Source organism: Mesorhizobium sp. PUT5, assembly GCF_052216645.1.
GTDB lineage: Bacteria > Pseudomonadota > Alphaproteobacteria > Rhizobiales > Rhizobiaceae > Mesorhizobium.
On the sequence record NZ_JBQOSO010000003.1, the window covers coordinates 2,543,475 to 2,559,634 of the forward strand.

General features: G+C 65.8%; 10 protein-coding genes. 2 read left to right on the forward strand and 8 right to left on the reverse strand.

The features are described 5' to 3' along the window. Positions 1-13: 13 nt before the first annotated feature. The 4 genes from ACTDI4_RS13965 to ACTDI4_RS13980 form a co-directional block, all read right to left on the reverse strand. Positions 14-1,216, reverse strand: a complete 1,203-nt coding sequence (locus tag ACTDI4_RS13965) for an MFS transporter (RefSeq protein WP_442841717.1) — start codon at positions 1,214-1,216, stop codon at positions 14-16. Positions 1,217-1,398: 182 nt separating this feature from the next. Then, the gene (locus tag ACTDI4_RS13970; RefSeq protein ID WP_442841718.1) at positions 1,399-4,299 is read right to left on the reverse strand and encodes an SPOR domain-containing protein; all 2,901 of its coding nucleotides are present in this window, start codon (positions 4,297-4,299) and stop codon (positions 1,399-1,401) included. Between the two features lie 102 nt (positions 4,300-4,401). Next, a complete protein-coding gene (argS, locus tag ACTDI4_RS13975) occupies positions 4,402-6,159 on the reverse strand; it encodes an arginine--tRNA ligase (protein WP_442841719.1) in 1,758 nt (585 codons plus the stop codon). 82 nt (positions 6,160-6,241) lie between these two features. Then, positions 6,242-7,471, reverse strand: a complete 1,230-nt coding sequence (locus tag ACTDI4_RS13980; protein WP_442843353.1) for a deoxyguanosinetriphosphate triphosphohydrolase — start codon at positions 7,469-7,471, stop codon at positions 6,242-6,244. A 102-nt stretch (positions 7,472-7,573) separates the two neighbouring features. Between ACTDI4_RS13980 and erpA the strand changes: the two genes are divergently transcribed. Both erpA and xth read left to right on the forward strand, forming a co-directional pair. Next, positions 7,574-7,921: an iron-sulfur cluster insertion protein ErpA gene (gene erpA, locus ACTDI4_RS13985; RefSeq protein ID WP_442841720.1), complete on the forward strand. Its 348-nt coding sequence runs from the start codon at positions 7,574-7,576 to the stop codon at positions 7,919-7,921. 91 nt (positions 7,922-8,012) lie between these two features. After that, the gene (xth, locus tag ACTDI4_RS13990; protein WP_442841721.1) at positions 8,013-8,807 is read left to right on the forward strand and encodes an exodeoxyribonuclease III; all 795 of its coding nucleotides are present in this window, start codon (positions 8,013-8,015) and stop codon (positions 8,805-8,807) included. A 35-nt stretch (positions 8,808-8,842) separates the two neighbouring features. Here the strand turns inward: xth and ACTDI4_RS13995 are convergent, their stop codons facing one another. The 4 genes from ACTDI4_RS13995 to ACTDI4_RS14010 all read right to left on the reverse strand — a co-directional run bounded on the left by ACTDI4_RS13995 (position 8,843) and on the right by ACTDI4_RS14010 (position 16,069). Continuing rightward, positions 8,843-9,664 (reverse strand): tetratricopeptide repeat protein, encoded by an 822-nt coding sequence (locus tag ACTDI4_RS13995; RefSeq protein ID WP_442841722.1) that lies wholly within the window; start codon positions 9,662-9,664, stop codon positions 8,843-8,845. A 401-nt stretch (positions 9,665-10,065) separates the two neighbouring features. Beyond that, a complete protein-coding gene (locus ACTDI4_RS14000; protein ID WP_442841723.1) occupies positions 10,066-11,367 on the reverse strand; it encodes an outer membrane protein transport protein in 1,302 nt (433 codons plus the stop codon). Positions 11,368-11,713: 346 nt separating this feature from the next. Next, a complete protein-coding gene (locus ACTDI4_RS14005; protein WP_442841724.1) occupies positions 11,714-14,497 on the reverse strand; it encodes a valine--tRNA ligase in 2,784 nt (927 codons plus the stop codon). 63 nt (positions 14,498-14,560) lie between these two features. Next, entirely contained in the window at positions 14,561-16,069 is a 1,509-nt protein-coding gene (locus ACTDI4_RS14010) for an NAD(P)H-hydrate dehydratase (RefSeq protein WP_442841725.1), read from the reverse strand. Positions 16,070-16,160: the final 91 nt, after the last annotated feature.

Consider the following 16,160-nt stretch of genomic DNA (forward strand, 5'->3'; position numbering starts at 1 on the left):
CCCCGGCGCCGCCCTACGCTGGCTGGAGACGCGTCCTTGGCAGCGGCGGGAAGGCCAGTGCGATCGCCACCGCGCCCAGCCCGACGAGCGCCGAACCGACGAACAGCCAGGAATAGCTGGCATAAGCGTCGAACACCCAGCCGCCCGCCACCGGGCCGATGGCCATGCCGAGGCTGGAAACCATGGTGGCAGCGCCGAATACGGTGCCGAGGATGCGGGGCCCGAAATATTCGCGCGCCAGAACCGCATAGAGCGGCATCACCCCACCATAGGTGCCGCCGAAGATGACGGCCAGGGCATAGAACTCCCCAATATTGCGAACCGTGAGATAGGCCGCGATCACCGCCGCCTGGACCAGCAGGCCGACGACCAGAACCGGCTTGACGCCGATCCGGTCGCCGAGAACCCCGTACAATATGCGCCCGCCCAGCCCTGCAAGGCCTTCGACGCTGTAGATGCTTACTGCGGCCATCGGCGCCACGCCGCAGGCCATGGCATAGCTGACCATGTGGAAGATCGGGCCGGAATGCGCCGCGCAGCAGGCAAAGAACGTCATGGCGAGCACCAGGAACTGCACGGAGCCGAAGGCCTGCCGCAGCGTCATTCCCGCTTCTTGCGGGGCTTGTGCCGCCGAAGCCTCGGGATGAGCCGCGGCGGGGGCGCCGCGCACGAGAAGTGCGGCGGGCACCAACAGCGCCCAGGCCATCACGCCGATGACGAACATGGCCGTGCGCCAGTCATAGGCCGTGATGAGCCAGCGCGCGAAAGGCGAGATGGTCATGGGCGCCACGCCCATGCCCGCCGAAACCAGCGAAACGGCGAGGCTGCGATGCGTGTCGAACCAGGCCGTCGTGGCCACGATCATCGGCGCGAAGAAAGCACTGGCGGAAAGCCCGACCAGCACGCCGTAGGTCAATTGAAACGCCAGCAGCGACTGGGCCCGGCTGGCCACCACCAGCGCGAACCCCAACAGGACCGCACCGCTCAGCACGACGATGCGCGGGCCGAAACGGTCGGTGGCCGCGCCCCAGGCGAAGCCGCCTGCGCCCATGACGAGGAAGTTCAGCGTCATGGCGCTTGAAATGCCGGCACGCGACCAGTCGGTTCCGGCCGCCATCGGCTCCAGAAAAATGGCCAGCGAAAACATCGCGCCGAGGGCCACGCACGTCATCAGCGCGCCGGCGACAACAATCACCCAGCGATAGGAAGTGCCCATGTCATTTGTCTCCCTTGGACAAACCGCAAGGGGCGCACGGCGGATCGTGCGCCATCACGACAAATGACGCACGAGCCCCGGCAATTCCGACAGATTTTAGCCTCGCCGGAAGCGATTGTCTCGGCCCGGAAAGCAGAACGGCGCGGCAGAGGCCGCGCCGTTGCAGTCAATGGAAGACAGGGCTACTTCGACACGAAGCAGTTGCCGCCGGCGGCCTTGTAGCTCGTGCACAGGGCGATGGCGTCGTTGCGCGACTGGGTGGCGACGCGCACGCGATAGAAGGTGCCCTTGCCCGCGACTTCGGCCTTGACGATGCTGGCGCTGCGGCCCTGCAGCACGCCGGCATAGCGGCGCGCAAGGTCGTCGTAAGTGGCCTGGGCACTTTCGGCGGTCGGCTGGGAAGCGATCTGCACCGACCAGGAACCGGCAGCGGCGGCACCGGAATCGATCGAAGCCACCTGGTCGGGCTTGACCTCGCCCACGACGTTGACCGGCTGGTCGGACGGGCGCTGCGGCGCCACCGGCGCACGCGCGGGCGTGACGGACTGGGACTGCGCGGCCGGCTTTGCCGGCGCCTGCGCGGCGGGAGCGACGGCATCGGCATCCTGCGCAGCCGGTGCGGCCACATGCTGGGGCGCCGGATCGATCGGCTCGACCGCAGCGACCTGCACCGGCGCAGCCTCCTCGCGCGGAACCAGCGATCCGTCGGGCTTGACCACCATGGTGCGCACCTTGCGCGGGGTCACGAGAGGCGTGTCCTGGCCGGCCGGGGCAGCAGCGTCGTCGGTCTGCACGATGCGATCCTCGGACTTCCCTGCCTGCGCCGGCATCGTCGGAGCTGCGGCGTCGACTTCCTCCTGCGCCGAAAGGTTGACGATGCGCGCCTGCGGTTCCTGTGCGGTGACGTCCACCGGCTCTTCCGCCTTGGCAACCAGCGTCTGCTGGGCCGGCGCGGCCGGCTTGGCGCCCTTTGCCACGGCGTCGTAAACCTTGTTGTCCTGGTTCGGGATGACCGTGCCGCCCGGATTCTCCGGCTTGACCTTGATGGGCTGGTTGTCGGCCTTGACGATGGCCGGCGCATCACTGGCGCCCTTGCCGCCGAAAGACAGGGCAAATGCGCCGAGCCCGCCCACGACCGCTACGGCACCGATCACACCGGCGATCAGCAGGCCGCGCCGGCGCGAGGATCCGGCAGCCTCCATTTGCGCCGCAGCGGGAATGGCCATGGCCTCTTCGAGGTCGGGATCAAAGTCGAGATCGTCGGTGACGGCGAAGGGATCGGCCTCGGCCGGAACCTGCCCGCCCGCAAATTGCTGCGCGGCGAACCCGCGCGGGGCACCGCCACCGGAAAGCCCCGTGGCAGCCGCGGCGGCCGCGACCGGTGCAACCGCGGCACTGAAATCGGCATAGGCGCGCTGGTCGGCGGCGTGGCGGCCGAAACCTGCGGCATAGGGCTCGTCCTCGTATGAGGTGGCGCGTGCCTGGGCCTGCACCGGCTCGGCGGCGTTCATCTCGTTGAGCAGGCTGGCAAACTCGGCGTCGAGATCGTCGAAAGCAGGCGCTTCCGCCTGATCTTCCTCGAAGGCAAGCTCGGGAATGTCGAGATCGTCGGCCAATGCGACCACGCGCTCAGGCACATCGACGGTCTCGATATCGGGCACGTCGTCGTAGCCGGCAGCGGCTTCGGCCGCGGGCTCCTCGAAGGCCTCGGTCTCGTCCTGTTCGGGCGCGGCGTAATCGTAGGCATCGACAGGCGCCGCAGCCGCTGGTGCCTGGGCTTCGGCCCGCACCGGCGCCTCCGCCGGACTGCTCACCGGCGCGACAGGCGTGCCTCTGCCCCAGACCCGTGCCGGCGGCTCCGCAACGAATTGCGGCGCCGGACGGGAACTCAGCCATTGAAGCGATTCGATCGGGTCCTCGGGCTCGTCCGATGCGACCGGATCGACCGGCGCTTCGTCCTCGGCCGACATCTGCGCGGCAAGTGCGGCATCGAAAGCCTCGCCGTCGAACGATGCCTCCTCCTCCTCGGCCGCCTCGTCGGACGCATGCACATCGGCATACGCTTCCACAGGAGGCGCTTCCTGCTCTGAATGTTCGGGCCGGTACCGGTCGCCCTCTTCCGGAGCATCCTCGAAAGCCTCCGCCTCGAGACCGGCCAGAAGCTCAGCCTCGAAATCCGGTTCCGCGGGCTCGCCTTCGGCCTCCATCGCCGCCTTATCTAGCGCCCAGTCCAGCTCGTCGGTGTTTGCCGGCTCCTGGTCGACCGGTGCGGCCGATCGGTCGTCGGCAGGCAGATCGGAGAACGCAGCCATGACGGGGCGCGCACTCATGCGATTCAGCAGCGCATTCAGTTCGTCTTCCAGACTGTCCGAGCCGGCGACAGCAGCGGCCGGGGCCGGCACGGCCTCCTGCACCGGCATGGCCACTTCGGCAACAGGCTCGGGCGTTGCCGGCTGCCGCCACTCGTGCTCATGCGCCTCCGATGGCGAAACCGGCTCATGCGCCTCTATCGCAGCAGCGGGAAAATCCATCTCGGCTGCGGCCATCGCCTGGTCGAAATGCGCGTCGAAATCCTCGACTTCGGCGGACGCATGGCCGTGGCTCTCGTGGCCGATTTCGGCTTCGCCGTGGAGTTCACCGAACGCCTCGGCGACAGCATGATCGAATTCCCGGCCGGCGACGTCATCGGCGCCGTGGGCGGCGTATACATCCGCCTCGCGGGAAAAATCCTCGTCGAGGTCAAAATCCTCGCCCGATGCCGGAGCGAGGTGGTCATCCATTGCGGGGGCATCATACACGGTGGGTTCGCCGATCGCCTCAGGAATGGCCGGCGGCTGCGGCGCCGCGACCTCGGCGGACAGCGCCTGCGGCGCCTCGAAATCGCCGAATTCGCCCATCAGTTCCTTTTCCAGGTCGATGTCGAAATCGTCCAGGGCGGGCTCGATGGCGACGAGCCGGGGCTCCGCGCGTGGAGCGACAGGCTCGCGCGGGTCGAAGCCCATGATCCTGGTCAGTTCCGCGAAGGGATCGTCGGAGGCGATGTCGTTGTGATCGGCGATCTTGCGTTGGGGTCTGTCTGCCATTGTCGTTCCCGAACTCGCACTCAATCGGACGCCATGGACGTCGCGCAGGGTTGGCCCTACCAGCGCAATGTGGGCAAAAGGTGACAGGTTTTTCAGTGCAGCCTAACGCATCTCGGTGGGCGCATCCGCTCCTATCAGCGTCAGGCCGGACGTCAGAACATCCGATACAGCCTGCACCAGCCCTAGTCTGGCAATGGTCAATTGTGGGTCGTTAACCTTAACAAAACGTAAGTCCGGCGCATCGTGCCCTCTGTTCCAGGCCGCATGGAAGGTGCTGGCGAGGTCGTAGAGGTAGAAGGCCAGCCGGTGCGGTTCCAGCGAAAGCGCCGCCTGCTCGATCAAACGCGGATATTCGGCCAGCTTGCGAATCAGACCGATCTCGCCTTCGTCCGTAAGCTGAGACAGTCCGCTTCCGAGCCGTTCTCGGGAGAAAACCTCGCCGGGAAACTGTTCGCCTGCCTGGCGGAACACCGAGTGGCAGCGCGCCGAAGCGTACTGCACATAAAACACCGGATTGTCCTTCGACTGCTCGGTGACCTTGGCGAAGTCGAAATCGAGCGGCGCGTCGTTCTTGCGATAGAGCATCATGAAGCGGATGGGGTCGCGCCCCACCTCCTCCACCACCTCGCGCAGCGTGATGAAGTCGCCCGAACGCTTGGACATGCGCACCGGTTCGCCGCCGCGATAGAGCTTCACCAACTGGCAAAGCAGCACGGTCAGCTTCACGCGATCGCCTGCCAGCGCGCGGGCCAGCGCCTCCAGCCGCTTGACGTAGCCGCCGTGATCGGCACCCAGCACATAGATCAGGTCCTCGAAACCGCGGTCGATCTTGTCCTTCATGTAGGCCACGTCGGCGGCGAAATAGGTGAAGGAGCCATCGGATTTCACCAGCGGCCGGTCGAGGTCGTCGCCGACTTCGGTGGAACGGAACAGCGTCTGCTCGCGATCCTCCCAGTCGTCGGGCTTCTCGCCCTTGGGCGGCGGCAGCTTGCCTTTGTAGATGTGCCCCTTCAGCGTCAGGTCGTTGATCGCGGAACGAATTTTCGCGGCGTTGTCGGCGTGCAGCGTGCGTTCGGAGAAGAACACATCGTGATGCACGTTGAGCAGCGCCAGGTCTTCCTTGATCATCGCCATCATGGCGTCGATGGTACGGTCCTTGACCAGGGCGAGCGCCTCCTCCTCGGGCATGTCCAGGAGTTTGCGGCCGAATTCCTTCGCCAGCGCCTGCCCGACCGGAACGAGATAGTCGCCGGGATAGAGGCCAGCCGGAATCTCGCCGATGTCTTCGCCCAGCGCCTCGCGGTAACGCAGCAGCGCAGAACGGCCGAGCACGTCGATCTGCGCTCCGGCATCGTTGATGACGTATTCCTTGGTCACCTCGTAGCCGGCAAACGCCATCAGATTGGCCAGCGCGTCGCCGACCACCGCGCCGCGGCAATGGCCGACATGCATCGGCCCGGTCGGGTTGGCCGAGACGTATTCGACGTTGACCTTGCGATTCCCCCCGACCGTCGAGCGGCCGTAGTCCCGCCCCTCGCCCAGGATATCGGCCAGATGCGCCTGCCAGAACCTGTCCTTGAGCCGGAGGTTGACAAAGCCGGGACCGGCGACCTCGGCGACTGCGACGTCTTCGTCGCCGCGCAGCACCTCGGCGATCCTTTCGGCCAATGCGCGCGGGTTCTGTCCCGTCGGCTTGGCCAGAACCATAGCCGCATTTGTCGCGAGATCGCCGTGGCTGGCGTCGCGCGGCGGCTCGACCGCAAGGCGCGACAGGTCGGGCGCACCACCCTCCTTGTCTTTCAGATCAAGGGCTTCTACGGCCCTGATGATCCGCACGGTGAACTCGGCGAAGATGTTCATGTCGGGCTTTCTTCAAGCTTTGAAACGGTTCGGACTGTCAACATTCGCGTGACATGTCTGCTAAGACTTGTTTTTTACCGCGCTAACCCAATTCCGGCGTGCGGTCAAACCGACCCCGGTGTTCTTTCAGCGCATAGGTATCGGTCATGCCGGCGAGGAAGTCGGCGACGGAGCGCGCTTTGACGCGGTCGTCGGCCCGGTCCAGCCCCTCGCGCCAGCCTTCCGGCATGGCGCGCGGGTCGGCGAAATAGGCGTCGAACAGGTCCTTCACGATCCTTTCGGCGCCGACGCGCTCACGCATCACGTCGGGATGGCGGTAAAGATGCGTATACAGAAACGCCTTCAGCTCTTTTTCCTCCTCGGCCATGCGCGGCGAGAAGGTCACGATGGCCTCCCCGGCCATATGCACGTCGTCCGGGCTTTGCGGCTTGAGCCGCGCCAGATTCGCCGACGCCGTGGCGATCACGTCCTCGACCATGGCGGTGATCTGGCGGCGCATCAGTTCGTGGCCGGTGCGCACCAGGTCGAGGGCCGGATAGCGCTGGCGCACCGCCTTCAGGATCGAGCCCGGCAAGGCCAGCCCTTCCAGCATGTCGAGGCTGAGCAGCCCGGAGCGGATGCCGTCGTCGATGTCGTGCGTATCGTAGGCGATGTCGTCGGCGATCGCCGCGCACTGCGCTTCGAGGCTGGCGAAGCGGTCGAGTTCGAGGTCGTGCAGGGCCGAATAGTCGCGGATGGTGCGCGGCAGCGGCCCGTGCAAGCCGTTGCCTTGATGGTCGACCAGCGGGCCGTTGTGCTTGACCAGCCCTTCCAGCGTTTCCCAGGTCAGGTTGAGGCCGTCGAACTCGGCATAGCGGCGTTCCAGCCGCGTCACCACGCGCAGCGACTGCGCATTGTGGTCGAAGCCGCCCCACGGCGCCATCTTCTCGTTCAGCGCGTCCTCGCCGGTGTGGCCGAACGGCGTATGGCCGAAATCGTGCACCAGCGCCACCGCCTCGGCGAGATCCTCGTCGCCGCGCAGGGCACGCGCCAGGGCACGCGCGATCTGCGCCACCTCGATGGTGTGGGTGAGCCGCGTGCGGTAGTGGTCGCCTTCGTGGGCCACGAACACCTGCGTCTTGTGCTTCAGCCGGCGGAAGGCAGTGGAATGGACGATACGGTCCCGGTCGCGCTGGAAAGGCGTGCGGGTCGGGCTCTCGGCCTCGTCGACCAGCCGCCCCCTAGAGCGGGCCGGGTCGCAGGCGTAGGGCACACGGGGACGATAGCCGAAGCCGATATCGCCAAGTCCTTGCCCGGCCTGCCGCTCTTCCATGATCTCACCCGTCGGCGGACGCCGCCACCCGTCATCGAGCTTGTTGACTTGGCCGCCCATGCTTCATACCTATCAAGGGCAACCGAACGCAAGGTGAAGCCGATGAGCGCGGATGCCAGCACCGCAATCAATGTAGAAGTGACAGATGCCGCCGCAAGGCGGATAGCGGGGATCGTATCCAAAGAACCCGGCAAGACGGCGTTGCGCGTGTCGGTGGAAGGCGGCGGCTGCTCCGGCTTTTCCTATAAATTCGACCTGGTCGATCACCGCAACGACGACGACGTTGCCATCGAGAAGGATGGGGCGACCGTGCTGATCGACGATCTTTCGCTGGTCTACATGGGCGGTTCGGTCATCGACTTCGTGGACGACCTGATGGGTCAGTCGTTCCAGATTCGGAACCCCAATGCCGTCGCCTCATGCGGTTGCGGCACCAGTTTCTCGGTCTGAGCTTCCGACAAGTTTCGGCGAAAGCCGGTTCCAATCACGGCGGCGATGATGCAGGATCGCCGCCGGCAATCGGGATTCTTCCGGGATTTTCATGAAAATCGTGACGTGGAATATCAACGGCGTGCGCGCCCGCATCGGCAATCTCACGCATTGGCTGGGCGAGAGCCAGCCCGACATCGTGTGCCTGCAGGAGATCAAGTCCGTCGACGAGCAGTTCCCGCGCGCCGAGGTGGAAGCGCTGGGCTACAATGTCGAGACCCACGGCCAGAAAGGCTTCAACGGCGTCGCCATCCTGTCGAAATTGCGCTTCGACGAGGTCAGTCGCGGCCTGCCGGGCGATGAGGCGGACGAGCAGGCGCGCTTCATCGAGGGCGTGTTCTCCACCGACAGGGGAAGCCTGCGCGTCGCCTCGCTCTATCTGCCCAACGGCAACCCGATCGACGATCCGGTCAAGTTTCCCTACAAGCTGTCGTGGATGGCGCGGCTGGAAGCCTGGGCGGCGGAACGGTTGGCGCTGGAGGAGGCGCTGGTGCTGGCCGGCGACTACAATGTCATTCCCGAGCCGATCGACGCCAGGTTCCCGGAAAACTGGGTGGGCGACGCCCTTTTCCAGCCGCAGACGCGGCAGGCGTTCCGGCGCCTGAAGCATCTCGGCTTCACCGAGGCGATTCGCGCCGTGACCGACGCCCCCGCCACCTTCACGTTCTGGGACTATCAGGGCGGCGCCTGGCAGAAGAACAACGGCATCCGCATCGACCATCTGCTGCTATCGCCCGAGGCAGCCAACCGCTTTTCGTCCGCCTCGATCGAAAAGCACGTGCGGGCCTGGGAAAAGCCATCGGACCATGTGCCGGTGGCGGTCGAACTCGACCTCGCGGCGGCATAGCGGCCGGCCGCCTTTGCGGCTCGGACGGCGCGTGCCTACTGGTTGATGCCCTTGGTGAGGATGTCGTCAGCCAGCGAGATCGCCGTGCGGCGGTCGGCCTCGGGCGCCACGGCGAATGCCTCCTCCTGCATGGAGCGGATCCAGGGCCGGTCGGCGGGAGCGGCCCGTTCCAGCGCCGCCGTCATCATGGCAAGCCCGCGCACCATCTTGCCGCTCTGGAAAAGGAGGTTGCCGAGCGTGGCCTGCGCGCCGGCGTGTCCCTTTTCCGCGGCAAGCTGGAACCAGCGCGCCGCCTGCTTGATGCTGGCCTTCACGCCCCCCTCGCCCTTCAGGAACATGCGGCCCATCTCGAACTGGGCGTTCGGGTTTCGGTAGTTGGCCGCGGCGCGCATGTAGTATTCCTGCGCCTGCACCTCGTCGGCCCCCACCGGCGTGCCGGGAATGCCGGTCATCAGATAGTTGCCCAGCGCCACCAGCGCGTCGGACACGTAGCTTTCCTCCGGCGAGCCGGGCTCGACGTCCTGGTCGGCAATTTCCGAGAAGAACTTGAAGGCCTCGTAGTCGTCCTGCGTGACGCCGTCGCCTTCCGCATACATGCGGGCCAGCTTCCAGGTGGCGCCGATCTGGCCGTTCTCGGCCGCATACTTGTAAGCCTCTACAGCCTGGTCCTTGTGGCCGTTCTTGTAGGCGGAAAAACCGAACTGGAACACGGCCCAGGGATTCGACTGGGGCTTGATGCCGATCTTGTCGTCGAACACCTTGTCATCGAAGGCAAGCGCGCTGTCGGCGGCAGCGAGCACCGCCAGGAACGCCAGCGCCGACAGCAGCGAGGCGCGGGGGGAACCGGCTATGCGCATAACACCGCGCCGCCGTCATGCGGCCCGATCGCCCCGTCTGCGGCAGGCAAAACGCAGGCCCACGCGCAACAAGTGCCGGAAGGAGCGCGTTCCGAAGCCTCGGCCACACACTCGAACAATCCGGAAAGGGAACTCGATCTGGCGTTCATCTTCATCCTTGCCGCAGGGGTTGCGGCCGTCCCTTCAGCGCACCCAACGGTACGTTCCCGGACCCCTATCGAAGTGCTCCGGGTTTATGGCGGGAAAGGGGCGGTTGCCATGCCCGGCGGCGCCCCTCGGCAGCGTTGCCGGGCAGATGTTGCCGAAACGCAACAATTCGTGAGCCGGCCGCAGCCGCAAGAAGCGCCATAAGCAAAAAAGGCCGGGACGATCCGGCCTTTTCCTTCAGATATGCCAAGCGCTTACCATCTGATGTTGTAGCCGAGGTTCAGAGCCACGGCGTAACCCGCCTTCACAGACTGGTTCAAATCCTCGCCGTTGGCGCCGAAATACTGCGTCTCGTGAGCCGCGGCGAGATAGCTGAAGCCGACGCCGCCGCGCAGTTCGCCGCCGAGGGAATCCTTGACCAGCCCACCGAGCACGAGAGTGTAGGAATCGCTCGAAAGATCCCAGCCGGTGGCGACGCCGCGATCCCAGGTCAAGCTGACGAGGCCGGAAACGCGATCGCTGAAAGCATGGCCGACGCCGCCGGTCACGGTCCAGCCGTCACGCCAGTTGTAGATGTCCTCGCTGCCGATCATCGGGTTCGCGGTCCGGACCAGAAGCTCCTTCTGCACGCTCCAGTCGGTCCACTTGACCGCGCCGAAGGCCAGCCAGCCCGGCGCAATGCCGCTCTGCAATTTGAACTCGACGCTCTGCGGCAGATTGCCGACGCCGATCGCATCATATTCCTGGTCGATGCCAGCCGCCGCGGCACCCAACGCTTGCTGCAGCGCCTGTTGGGCGGCAGCACCGAGCTGCTGGGCCTGCGCCACATTGCCGGTTGCCAGCGCGGCCTCCGCTTGCGCTTGCAGCGACTTGGCCTGTGCGGCGAACAGCGCGGCCGCGGGCATGACCACGGAACCGGTCGCGCCATAACTGGTGCCGGAGCGGTACATCACCTGCGCGCGCAGCGCGATATCGGGAATCTCGTAGGCCGCGCCGATCCGGTAGCCATACTCCTTCCCGTCCAAGTTCAGATTGATGTTCGAAAGGGCGACGGGGCCCGTCGGTCCCGGCAGGGAGCCAAGCGCATTCTCGCGGTGATACCTGAAATCTTCCATGAAGCCGCCGCCGAGCAGCCAGAAATTGCCCTGCCCGGCCTGAAACTTCACGCCGCAGGTCAGCGCCTTCTCGTTGGTGGTGAAGTCCTCGATCAGCTTGCCGCTGAGCTTGGGCACGGCGTATCTGGCGGAACCGCCATTGTTGTCCACCATGGTGCCCGCGCAGCGGAAACTGTCGGCCAGATTGAATTTCGCCGCAGCGGAGGGGATGGCATAGTCTTCCGTATAGCTCGTGCCCAGGAGCCCGGCCACGGGGCTCTTGTCGAATTCCCGGTGCGGGGCGACGTAGGTGACGCCGGCGCGCATGTTAAAATTGCCGGAATCGAACAGAATGTCGGTATCGGCGTTGCCACGCGAAAAACCGCCGGCCTGGACGGCACCCACAACCGCCAGCAAGACGCACCCTGCCCCCAGAAGTGCCCCCAAATGCGAGTTGCTCATGAAAAACCTCTCCCCGAAATCAGTTCTTCAAGCTAGAGCCAAATCATCTTTACGAAGCAATAACGATTTTCCCGCGTACAAGTACAACGCCCTTGCAAAACTAGACCGAAGGACGGACCGCGAGGGCGACAAGGGCTGGAAACCTGCGATTTTTCAGGTTTTCCGGCCCGATGGGGATGGGAATTGGGCGGCGAGCGCCGTGGAAACCCTCGGCTTTCGGAGGTTTCGGCCCCATTGTTACATTACGGCAACAACAGGGCCAATTCTTTTCCGTTTACGTAAGCTCACCTTGCGGAAGGCCTGTCTCGCGACGGATCGCGGCGGAAAAACCCTCGTGAAACGGCCGTCAGCCCGCGTCACGCACCCGTTCCAGGGCCACCGCCAAACGGGCTTGCGATTCGCCATATTCGGCCAGCTTCTCGCGTTCGGCGGCCACGACCTCGTCGGGTGCGTTGGCCACGAACTTCTCGTTCGACAGCTTCTTGTGCAGGCGCGCGATCTCCTCGGTCACCTTGGCCACCTCCTTCTGCAGGCGGGCGGCTTCGGCCTTGAGGTCGATCAGGCTGCCCAGCGGCAGGCAGACCGTCGCCTCGCCGAGCACGATCTGCGCGGAGCCCTTCGGGGCGGCATCGGCCAGCGAAATGTCGCCGACGCGCGCCAGCCGCTTGATGGCGGCGTCGTGCCGGGCAAGGCGCTCGCGCGTCGCCTCGCTGGCATCCACCACCGCCAGAGGAGCGATAGCGGCCGGCGGCACGTTCATCTCCGAGCGCACGGAGCGGATGCCGGAGACCAGATCGATCAGCCAGTTGATGTCGGCGGCCGACTCCGCGTCCTCGAAATCCGGCGCCGGCCATGTGGCGTGGCACAGCAGCGACGACCGCTCCCGGTCCTCGCCAGCTGTCTCGGCCCACAGTTCCTCCGTCATGAACGGCATGAAGGGGTGCAGCAGCTTGTAGATCTCGTCCAGCACGAAGGCCACGCAGGCGCGGCTCTCGGCCTTGGCGGCCTCGTCGTCGCCCATGAACACCGGCTTCAGCAGTTCGAGGTACCAGTCGCAGAACTGGTTCCAGACGAACTTGTAGGCCGCGGCCGCCGCCTCGTTGAAGCGATAGCTGGTGATACCCTCGGTGACGGCGTGCGCAGCGCGCGTCAGTTCGGTCAATATCCAGCGGTTGAGCGTCAGCTTGGCGTCGTTCAGCCAGAAGTCGTCGTTGCGCGCCACGCCGTTCATTTCGGCGAAGCGCGTCGCATTCCACAGCTTGGTGCCGAAATTGCGGTAGCCGGCGATACGGGCCGGGTCGAGCTTCACGTCGCGGCCCTGCGCGGCCATGATGGCCAGCGTGAAGCGCAGCGCATCGGCGCCATATTCGTCGATCAGTTCCAACGGGTCGATGACGTTGCCCTTCGACTTCGACATCTTGGCGCCGTTCTTGTCGCGCACTAGCGCATGCACGTAGACCGTGTGGAACGGCTCCTCGTGCATGAAGTGCAGGCCCATCATCATCATGCGGGCGACCCAGAAGAAGATGATGTCGAAGCCGGTCACCAGCACGTCGGTCTGGTAATAGGTTTCCAGTTCCGGGGTCCTGTCGGGCCAGCCGAGCGTGGAGAACGGCCACAAGGCCGAGGAGAACCAGGTGTCGAGCACATCCTCGTCACGGGTCAGGATTTCGCCCGGCTTGAAGTTTTCGAGCTTCTCCTCCACCCATGCCTTCCACGGGCCTTCGAGCGCGAGATAGTGCTGGATGGCGGCCTCCAGCGCCTCCTCCTCGCTCTTTTCCACGAAGACCTGCCCGTCCGGGCCGTACCAGGCGGGAATCTGGTGGCCCCACCAGAGCTGGCGCGAGATGCACCAGGGCTGGATGTTCTCCATCCAGTCGAAATAGGTCTTGTCCCAGTTCTTCGGGACAAAGTTCGTGCGCCCCTCGCGCACCGAGGCGATCGCCGGCTTGGCGAGTTCTTCCGCGTTGACGTACCACTGATCGGTCAGGAACGGCTCGATGGGCACGCCGCCGCGATCGCCATGCGGCACGGTGTGCCGGTGCGGCTCGATCTTGGCGAGGAAGCCGCCCTCCTCCATCAGTTCGACGATGCGCTTGCGGGCGGCGAAGCGGTCGAGCCCGTCCAGTTCGTCCCAGATGGCGCGCTGCTCTGCCGTCGGTTCCAGGCCCTCGAGGAACTCCTCGTTGTCGCTGAGCTTCACCGCCGCCTCGACGGTGAGGATATTGATCGCCGGCAGTTTGTGGCGCTTGCCGACCTCGAAGTCGTTGAAGTCATGCGCGGGCGTGATCTTGACCGCGCCGGTGCCCTTTTCCGGGTCGGAATATTCGTCCGCCACGACCGGTATCCTGCGCCCGACCAGCGGCAGGACGACATTTTTGCCGACGAGCCGGCTGTAGCGCTCGTCTTCCGGATGAACGGCAACGCCGGTATCGCCCAGCATCGTCTCCGGCCGCGTGGTGGCGACGGTGATATAGGTCGCCGGGTTCTCCGGATCGAAGGCCACGCCCTCGACCGGATAGCGGAAGTGCCAGAGATTGCCGTCCATCTCCTTCTGCTCGACCTCCAGGTCGGAGATGGCCGTCAAAAGCTTCGGGTCCCAGTTGACGAGGCGCTTGTCCTTGTAGATCAGCCCCTGCTTGTAGAGCGTGACGAACACTTCCAGCACGGCCTTCGACAGGCCCTCGTCCATGGTGAAGCGCTCGCGCGACCAGTCGCAGGAAGCGCCGAGCCGCTTCAACTGATTGAAGATGGCGCCGCCGGATTCGGCCTTCCATTCCCAGACCTTCTCGATGAATTCCTCGCGGCCGAGGTCGCGGCGATGGATCTGCTTCTCCATCAGCCGGCGCTCCACCACCATCTGGGTGGCGATGCCGGCATGGTCCATGCCGGGCTGCCACAGCACGTTCTTGCCGCGCATGCGCTCGAAGCGCACCAGAATGTCCTGGAGCGTGTTGTTCAGCGCGTGGCCCATATGCAGCGAGCCGGTGACGTTGGGCGGCGGAATGACAATGGCGAATGCTTCCGCCCCCTCCTCCGAACCGGCGCCGGCACGGAAGGCGTCCGCCTCGTCCCAGAGTCTGGCGATCTTCGGCTCGACGGTTTTGGCGTCGTAGGTTTTTTCGAGCATGGAAAAGGGTCCGAACTGTCGGGGAATTTGCCGGCCACGGTAAATCGGAAGGGGGGCTTCAAGTCAACCGCGAGCCGCGCCCAGCAGTTCCGCCAGTACCGGCACCAGCGCCAAAGGCAAGTCCTCCGCGATCAGGCCGGGGCCGAAACGGCTGCCGGCTTCGGCGTGCAGCCAGACGCCGGCGCAGGCCGCCTCGAAGGCCGGCATGCCCTGCGCGATCAGCCCTGCGGCCAGCCCCGCCAGCACGTCGCCGGAGCCGGCGGTGGCAAGCCACGGCGCACCGTTGCAATTGATCGCGGCGCGGCCGTCCGGTGCGGCGATCACCGTGTCGGGGCCCTTGTAGACGACCACGGCATGCGCCCGCGCGGCCGCCTTGCGCGCCTTGTCCAGCTTCGACAGCGCAGCATCCGCCGCAATGTCGGAAAAAAGCCGGGCGAATTCGCCCTCGTGCGGCGTCAGCACCAGCGCCGGCGCACCGGCCGCGCCAGCCGTGATGAACAGCGAAGCAGGCGCGTCGCGGAACGAGGTGATGCCATCCGCATCCAGCACCAGCCCCTCGGCGCCGCTGCGCGCCTCCAGCACCGCGAGCGCAAAATCGCGCGCCTTCTCGCCGACGCCGAAGCCGGGGCCGAGCACGAAGGCGGAGGGGCGCCGGTCGTCGAGAAAGGCGCCCAGTTCTTCCGGCGTGCCGACCCTGTGCAGCATGACGGAGGTGAGGTGCGCGGCGTTCACCTGCATGGCGGCCGGCGGCGACAGCACGGTGACCGCGCCCGCCCCCGCACGTGCCGCCGCCAGCGCCGACAGGCGTGCCGCGCCGGTGGCCGCCGGCCCGCCGGAAAAGACGCCGACATGGCCGCGCTTGTATTTGTGCGCGTCCACGGCCGGAAAGGGCAGCATCTTCCTCCACAGAAGCGGAACGTTCTCATAGGTGCGCGCGCCCACGCCCGCGATGACGCGGTCGCCGATGCCGATATCGGCCAATACGGTCTCGCCGCACATTTCCCTGCCGGGCAGGAGCAGATGGCCGGGCTTTTTGCGCGCGAACGTCACCGTGACGGCGGCACGGAAGGCACGGCCCAGCACTTGGCCGCTCGCGCTCGACACGCCCGAGGGCAAATCCACGGCCACGACCGCCAGGCCGAGCCCGTTCACCAGATCGACCGCGCGGGCCGCATCTCCTTCCAGCGGTTTGGACAGGCCGGCGCCATAAAGAGCGTCGACGACGATTTCTCGCGCGCCTGGCGCAAAATCCCCCAAAGGCAAGGCCGCGACCGGGCATTCGCCGGCGGCCAGCGCAGCGTCGCTGCCAGCGCGCGGCTCGCCGGACGTCCACAGCGAAACGGACACGCCGCTCTCGGCCAGAAGGCGCGCCACGACGTATCCGTCGCCGCCATTGTTGCCGGGACCGGCCAGCACGTGCACGCGCGCGGCCGCCGGAAAACGCGCCAGCACCTCGGAGGCGACCGCAGCACCGGCATTGCGCATCAGGCCGATGCCTTCGAACGGCCCGGCAGCGATGGCCAGCCGGTCGGCCTCGGCCATTTCCGCCGGGGAGAGGAGTTCGATGCGCATGACTCGCTGTCCTGAGTGAGGGTTGGCTAGACACGGCCTGCCATCTTGATGGCAGACACGGGGAGTATTACTCTACTATCAGATTAAGGAA

Bases quoted from the DNA above. Each gene is read 5' to 3' on its own strand.
- ACTDI4_RS13980 (WP_442843353.1), bottom strand. From the start codon at position 7,471: ATGGAAGAGCGGCAGGCCGGGCAAGGACTTGGCGATATCGGCTTCGGC.
- xth (WP_442841721.1), top strand. From the start codon at position 8,013: ATGAAAATCGTGACGTGGAATATCAACGGCGTGCGCGCCCGCATCGGC.
- ACTDI4_RS14000 (WP_442841723.1), bottom strand. From the start codon at position 11,367: ATGAGCAACTCGCATTTGGGGGCACTTCTGGGGGCAGGGTGCGTCTTG.
- argS (WP_442841719.1), bottom strand. From the start codon at position 6,159: ATGAACATCTTCGCCGAGTTCACCGTGCGGATCATCAGGGCCGTAGAA.
- ACTDI4_RS14010 (WP_442841725.1), bottom strand. From the start codon at position 16,069: ATGCGCATCGAACTCCTCTCCCCGGCGGAAATGGCCGAGGCCGACCGG.
- ACTDI4_RS14005 (WP_442841724.1), bottom strand. From the start codon at position 14,497: ATGCTCGAAAAAACCTACGACGCCAAAACCGTCGAGCCGAAGATCGCC.
- ACTDI4_RS13970 (WP_442841718.1), bottom strand. From the start codon at position 4,299: ATGGCAGACAGACCCCAACGCAAGATCGCCGATCACAACGACATCGCC.
- ACTDI4_RS13995 (WP_442841722.1), bottom strand. From the start codon at position 9,664: ATGCGCATAGCCGGTTCCCCCCGCGCCTCGCTGCTGTCGGCGCTGGCG.
- erpA (WP_442841720.1), top strand. From the start codon at position 7,574: ATGAGCGCGGATGCCAGCACCGCAATCAATGTAGAAGTGACAGATGCC.
- ACTDI4_RS13965 (WP_442841717.1), bottom strand. From the start codon at position 1,216: ATGGGCACTTCCTATCGCTGGGTGATTGTTGTCGCCGGCGCGCTGATG.